Annotated in this window: 4 protein-coding genes and 1 pseudogene; 4 read left to right on the top strand and 1 reads right to left on the bottom strand. The window is 70.4% G+C overall.

The genetic code is table 11. The annotated features are described in order from the left end of the window. A partial coding sequence (locus ACFXB5_RS42300; RefSeq protein WP_385218857.1) for an ABC transporter ATP-binding protein occupies positions 1–930 on the bottom strand: 930 nt, incomplete at its 3' end. A 140-nt stretch (positions 931–1,070) separates the two neighbouring features. On the opposite strand from ACFXB5_RS42300, the gene ACFXB5_RS42295 reads away from it, so the two are divergent. From ACFXB5_RS42295 to ACFXB5_RS42280, 4 genes and pseudogenes are all read left to right on the top strand, one after another. Continuing rightward, positions 1,071–1,754 carry an ABC transporter permease gene (locus ACFXB5_RS42295; protein WP_385218855.1) on the top strand — a complete coding sequence of 228 codons (684 nt, stop codon included), beginning with the start codon at positions 1,071–1,073 and terminating at the stop codon, positions 1,752–1,754. Continuing rightward, positions 1,754–2,491: an ABC transporter permease gene (locus tag ACFXB5_RS42290; protein ID WP_385218853.1), complete on the top strand. Its 738-nt coding sequence runs from the start codon at positions 1,754–1,756 to the stop codon at positions 2,489–2,491. The genes ACFXB5_RS42295 and ACFXB5_RS42290 overlap by 1 nt, the downstream gene beginning before the upstream one ends. 189 nt (positions 2,492–2,680) lie before the next feature. After that, positions 2,681–3,640, top strand: coding sequence for an ABC transporter substrate-binding protein (locus ACFXB5_RS42285; protein ID WP_385218851.1), 960 nt, complete (start codon positions 2,681–2,683; stop codon positions 3,638–3,640). A 259-nt stretch (positions 3,641–3,899) separates the two neighbouring features. After that, a pseudogene (locus ACFXB5_RS42280) lies at positions 3,900–4,492 on the top strand (hypothetical protein); the annotation flags it as partial.

Below are 4,492 nucleotides of genomic sequence, written 5' to 3'. Positions count from 1 at the left end.
CGCGGGCGCGCCCCCCCGCCCCCCCTCGGCCGCCTCCGCCGGGATCCAGCCGTGCAGCCGCTCCGCGTCGTCCAGGACGACGGCCCAGCGCGCCCCGTCGGCGGTCAGCTTGGCGGCCGCCTTGGTGAGCGGGTCGTGCAGGTGGACCACGGGCGGCTGGGTCAGGTCGCCGGGCTCGATGGGGGTGACCGACAGCCGCTTCAGCCCCCGGTCCGCGCCGACGAAGTCGGCCACATACGGGGTGGCGGGCGCGCCCAGCACCGTGGCCGGGGTGTCGAACTGCTCGATCCGCCCCGAGCCGTAGACCGCGATGCGGTCCCCGAGCCGGACCGCCTCCTCGATGTCATGGGTGACGAAGAGCACGGTCTTACGCACCTGTGACTGAAGTCGCAGGAATTCGGTCTGCAGATGTTCGCGGACGACCGGGTCGACCGCGCCGAACGGCTCGTCCATCAGCAGCACCGGCGGATCCGCGGCCAGCGCGCGGGCCACGCCGACGCGCTGCCGCTGACCGCCGGAGAGCTGGTCGGGGTAGCGGTCGCCGTAGACGGACGGGTCGAGGCCGACCAGGTCCAGCAGCTCGGCGGCGCGCTCCCGCCCCTTCTTCCGCTGCCAGCCCAGCAGATGCGGCACGGTCGAGGTGTTCTCCAGCACGGTCTTGTGCGGGAAGAGCCCGACCTGCTGGATGACATAGCCGATACGGAGGCGCAGGGCGACCGGATCCGCCTCGGCGATGTCCTCGTCGTCCACCAGGATCCGCCCCGATGTCGGCTCGATGAGCCGGTTCACCATCTTCATCGTCGTCGTCTTGCCGCAGCCCGAGGGGCCGACGAGGGTGACCAGCTCGCCCTCCTCCACCTCGAAGGAGAGGTCGTCCACGGCCGTCGTGCCATCGGCGTAGCGCTTGGTGACATGCTCGAAACGGATCATGGCTCCCCATTGTTGCCGCATTCGTGGCAGACATTGTTGCTGTTGTGTGGCGATCGGACGAGATTGTCATCTCCCGGGGTTAGGGTCACCTGGAATTGGGATGAGCAACCGGCCCGCGACCCGACGGGGGAGGTGAGCGTATGGCCGACGGAAACTGTCTGATCAGTAACGAGTGGATATGCGGTGAGTATGTACGCACACGTGGTCAAGAGCTGACGGACGCGACGCTCGAGCACATAGGGATCACGCTCGCCTCGGTGGCGATCGGCCTTCTGGTCGCCTTTCCGCTGGCGCTGCTGGCCCGCCGCTGGCGGCCGGTCGCGGGGCCGGTGCTGGGGCTGACCACGATCCTCTACACGGTGCCGTCGCTGGCGATGTTCTCGCTGCTGCTGCCCGTGTTCGGGGTATCGGCCGCGGTGGTGGTCACCGGTCTGGTGCTCTATTCGCTCACGATCCTGGTGCGCAACATCATGGCCGGTCTCGCCTCGGTGCCCGAGGAGGCGCGGGAGGCGGCCAAGGGCATGGGGTACGGCCCGCTGCGGCTGCTCTTCGGCGTGGAGCTGCCCCTGGCGCTGCCCGCGCTGATGGCCGGGCTGCGGATCACCACCGTCTCCACGGTCTCGCTCACCACGGTGGGCGCGATCATCGGATACGGCGGCCTCGGCAACCTCATCTACGAGGGCATGCGCAGCTTCTTCAAGGCCGAGGTGCTCACCGCCTCGGTGCTGTGCGTGGCGCTGGCGGTGGTGGCGGATCTGCTGCTGCTCGGCCTCCAGCGGCTGCTGACGCCGTGGGCACGCAAGAGTCGGAAGGGCACCACCTGATGGACGTCGTCGCCAAGGCGTGGACCTGGCTGGCCACCGGGTCGCACTGGGCGGGCCCCGACGGGGTGTGGCACCGGCTGGGCCAGCATCTGTTCCTGACCTTCGTCTGCCTGGTGATCTCCTGCGCGGTGGCGCTGCCGATCGCCGTGGCCCTCGGCCACATCGGCAAGGGCGGCGCGCTCGCGGTGAACATCTCCAACGCGGGGCGCGCCGTGCCCACCTTCGCCGTACTGGTGTTGTTGCTGCTCAGCCCGCTGGGGAAGCACGGCCAGTGGCCCACGATCATCGCGCTGGTGCTGTTCGCCATCCCGCCGCTGCTCACCAACGCCTATGTCGGGGTGAGCGAGGCGGACCGGGAGGTCGTGGAGGCGGCCCGCGGCATGGGGATGACCGGCGGCCAGCTGATCCGCCGGGTCGAGCTGCCGCTGGCGTTCCCGCTCATCATGACGGGCGTACGGACGGCCGCGGTGCAGGTCGTGGCCACCGCGACGCTGGCCGCGCTGCCCGGCGGCGGCGGTCTCGGGCGGATCATCACGGCGGGCTTCCGGCTCACCGACACCCCGCAGGTGGTGGCCGGTGCGGTGCTGGTCGCGTCCCTCGCGCTGGTGGTCGAGGGCCTCTTCGTGGTGCTGGGCCTGGTGCTCGACCCGATGCGGCGCAGGACGGGGCGGCGGTCGACCGCGGCCCGGCGTCCGCCCGCCGACCAGGCGCCGGCCTCACCGGCGCTCACGACGTAGAACCCGCGCGCCGAGCCCTCCCGCAACCGGGCGCGAAGGCGTGCGGACACCCAGGGCGGACAGCGCGGAGCGCGGATGACGCATAGGCGGATGACGCATAGATCGCGGACGACGCGGAAAGCGCGGATGACGCGGAACGCGCCGACAACGCGGCCACACAACCGCGGCCACAACTACGGATGGGGAACCATGCATAAGATCAATCGGGCGGCGGCTGCCGTGGCGGGGGTCGCGGCGCTGGCGGCCGGGCTGACCGCCTGCGGCGGGGACAGCCTGGAGAAGTCGAGCGGCGACGACAGCTCCGGTAAACCGGGCAAGGGCTCGCTGGTGATCGGCTCCGCCTCCTTCTCCGAGTCGAAGATCCTCGCGGAGCTGTACGCGGGGGTTCTGAAGGACGCCGGCTATTCCACCTCGATCAAGACGGTGGACGCCCGTGAGCTGTATGAACCGGCCCTGGAGAAGGGCCAGATGGATGTCGTGCCGGAGTACGCGGCGACGCTGGCCGAATTCCTCAACCAGAAGAAGAACGGGTCGAATGCCGCTCCGGTGGCCTCCTCGGACGTGACCAAGACGGTCGCGGCGCTGAAGAAGCTCGCCGAACCGCGCGGGCTGAAGGTGCTGGAGCCCGGCAAGGCCGTGGACCAGAACGCCTTCGCGGTCAGCGGTGACTTCGCGAAGAAACACGGTCTCAAGACGCTCTCCGACCTCGGGAAGTCCAAGCAGAAGGTCACCCTGGCGGCGGGCGACGAATGCCCCAAGCGGCCCTTCTGCCAGCCGGGTCTGGAGAAGAAGTACGGCATCGACATCGTCGGGATCGACCCGCTGGACATCGGCAGCGTCCAGGCCAAGCAGGCCGTCAAGGACGGCAAGGACCAGATGGTTCTGACCACGACCACGGACAGCACGCTGGATCAGTTCGGGCTCGTGCTGCTCGGTGACGACAAAAATCTGCAGAATGCCGACAACGTACTTCCCGTGGTGAATGCGAAGTCCGCCGGCTCGCAGAAGATCGCGGACTCGCTGAACAAGCTCACACAGGTGCTGACGACCGCCGATCTGAGGGAACTCAACAAGAAAGTTGACGCCGAGCGACTCAAGCCGGCGGATGTCGCTGGCGACTACCTGCGGGACAAGGAGCTGGTGAAGTAGGATCAAATCCCCGCTCGGGAGGGCTTGGCAAGGGCTCGGCAAGGGATCTCGGCCGCGCAACCGCCGCATTTGCCAACGGATTGACAACAGATCTGGCCCGGCGGGCACCCAACCGACCCCTTAGCACGGTAAGTTTCGGGCCATGCCACGTGGACGCCACCGCCAATCCCCACCCCTGCACAGGCTCCTCCCCGCCGCTTCGGTCGCAGTCGCGTCAATAACCTGCGCCGCCGGTACCTGGCTGGTCGGCGATACGGTCGTGATCCGTGGGCTGGCCGCGACCGCGGCCGGCGCCGCGGTCGTCGGCGCCGTCCTGATGCGCCGTTGGGACCGCTCGGCCGGTCGCCGGGTCGCGGAGGCCGTGAGCGAGACCGCGCGCCAGGAGATGAAGTACGAGGAGCGGATCGCGGAGCTCGAGGCGGACGCCGAGAAGGCGAGCGAGCTCCGCGGCGCGCTCAACACCCGGCTGCGCGCCAAGCGCGCCGAACTCGCCCGGCTGCGCAACGAGCACGCCGAGCTACTGCGCCGCTATGCCACGGCCGAGACCGAGCGGGCCAGCGCCCTGGAGGGCCGCCGTCGGCTCGCGCTGGAGGCCGCGTCCCCGGCGAAGGCGCTGGAGGCAGCCGGGTCCGCCGGGTCCGCCGGGTCGGTCGACTCCGCCGGGTCTGTCGACTCCGACGACGAGCGGGACGAGATCCCCTCCGGGCTGCCGTCGGCCGCCGCGTACCCCAAGGCCGACGAGGCCCGGGGCCGGCGCAGCGAGGGCGCCCCACCGCACCAGCAGCCGCGCGGGCACGCCGCAGCCCCCCCCGGCCGGGCCGGGGCGCCCGCCCACGCCCCCCCGCGCGCCCC

Source organism: Streptomyces sp. NPDC059455 (genome assembly GCF_042750115.1).
In the GTDB taxonomy this organism is placed as follows: Bacteria; Actinomycetota; Actinomycetes; order Streptomycetales; family Streptomycetaceae; genus Streptomyces; species Streptomyces endocoffeicus.
Note: the sequence above shows the minus strand (reverse complement) of the source record. Positions and strands in the feature narration are given on the sequence as shown.